Raw genomic sequence first — 1,803 nt, 5'->3', positions numbered from 1 at the left:
GTCTTGTTGCTGAGGAACATGCCCTTGGCGATTTCCTTGTTGGTACGACCCTGGGCGAACAGTTGCAGGACCATCAGTTCGCGATCGTTGACGGACTTGAACAAGTCCAGTTCAGCGCAGAGTGCTTCATCCCCGCGAACCGGGTTCAAGGCCTGGCTGGGGAAGTAGTTGTAACCAGACAGCACGGCTTTGATGGCACTGAGCAGTTCGCTGAGATCCTCTTGCTTGCAGACATAACCAGAGGCCCCGGACTGCATGCAGCGGATGGCGAACAGTGTTGGGCTCTGGGCCGTCAACACCAGTGTTTTCAGTGGGGTGCTCATTGCATTGAAGCGGGAGAGAACTTCCAGTCCGTCGAGTTTGGGAATGCTGATGTCAAGAATGATCAGGTCGGGCATGCATTCGCGAACCATCTGCATCGCATCGACGCCGTTGTCGGCTTCACCGACTACTTTGTAACCTTCATGTTCCAGCAACATACGAACCGCAAGGCGAATGACGGGGTGATCGTCAACAATAAAAACCGAGTTCATAATCATGTCCCATACGTGCGCAAATAAAGCGAGCACCTTAGCTCAGATAAGTGCGTTGACGCATGAACTGACGAGGCTATAGGTGCAATATAGGACATGTCCTACATTAAAAGAGGCAGCAGACTACGCATGAACTAGGTTTGTGAGGAAGGACGAGAATATTAGCCAGTCATGTAGGTGCGTTTATTCAGGGTCGATATGTGTTTTTACAATACACGCCAAATCACTGTTTTCCGATGCGTARTGGTGCCGAGGTTTTTTTGTTTGTCGTGAGGTGTCTGAGGGGATATTAATGGTGTTTATTTATAAAGGGTCGGGAAGGGTCAACAAGTTTATAAATTCAGATTGTTTCAGTGGCTTTGCCAAGTAACCAAGTAATGGCAGTCGTTGCTCGTGTGCATTTTTTTCCAAGGTGTCCAGTTCGGTTGGGTCAAGGCTGCTCAGGATGATTGCCTTTCGTATCAGGCCCTGGTGGTTGGCAATACCGATCAAATCAAGGCCGGAGAGGTCTGGCAGGCATTGATCGCACAGTAGTATTTCGTAGGGGCGCTGTACTTGTATCATCGTTTGTAATGCATTTTCGGCATTATCTACGGCGGTGACCTGAGTAAAGCCGTAACTTTCAAGCAGGTATTGGGTGGCTTTCAGCTGAAAAGGATGGTCCTCCACCAGCATGATGCGCAAATCGTAGTTGAACATATAGCTTTCCATGAGGGTGGCCGAACTGCGGTGGGTGTCAGAAACAATTTTGTTGGTTTAGTCAGTACTGTCTTGTTTGCCGTTGCTGGAGTTCTATCGGTTGTAGGGCCCCCAATCCTGCTGTTCAGGATAGAGTGATTATTTTGTGTGTATATAGAGCAAACGATCAGTTTGCTCTATATAAGATGTAGGGAGATTCTCCCGGTACTACAAAATGTTGGGGGATGATCAGCCGTCACGGAATATTTCGGGGCGACTGATCGATCTATTTTTAGTGGTGACTGGAGCGTCCGGTCATTTCCAGTGCCATTTCGCTGGCATAGCTGTCGGTCATTCCGGCGATGAAGTCGATCATGCGTAAAAACGAGTTATGCAAAGGACCGTGCGGGTCGGGTGCATTATTACCCAGCAGATCGAGTATGCGACGATTCTTGAATGAAGCCGTACGACCGCCGTGCTGGATCATGCGTAAAAACGAGTTATGCAAAGGACCGTGCGGGTCGGGTGCATTATTACCCAGCAGATCGAGTATGCGACGATTCTTGAATGAAGCCGTACGACCGCCGTGCTG

The 1,803-nt window shown here is 49.3% G+C and carries 2 protein-coding genes and 1 pseudogene; all 3 read right to left on the bottom strand.

Annotated elements, in window-relative coordinates; translation table 11 throughout:
• A partial coding sequence (locus AC1DH9_RS28395; protein WP_477809258.1) for a response regulator occupies positions 1 to 533 on the bottom strand: 533 nt, incomplete at its 3' end.
• Between the two features lie 303 nt (positions 534 to 836).
• Positions 837 to 1,232, bottom strand: a complete 396-nt coding sequence (locus AC1DH9_RS28390; protein WP_427543556.1) for a response regulator — start codon at positions 1,230 to 1,232, stop codon at positions 837 to 839.
• A gap of 271 nt (positions 1,233 to 1,503) precedes the next feature.
• A pseudogene (locus AC1DH9_RS28385) lies at positions 1,504 to 1,803 on the bottom strand (hypothetical protein); the annotation flags it as partial.

It is taken from the genome of Pseudomonas sp. 05T35 (genome assembly GCF_056396605.1).
Note: the sequence above shows the minus strand (reverse complement) of the source record. Positions and strands in the feature narration are given on the sequence as shown.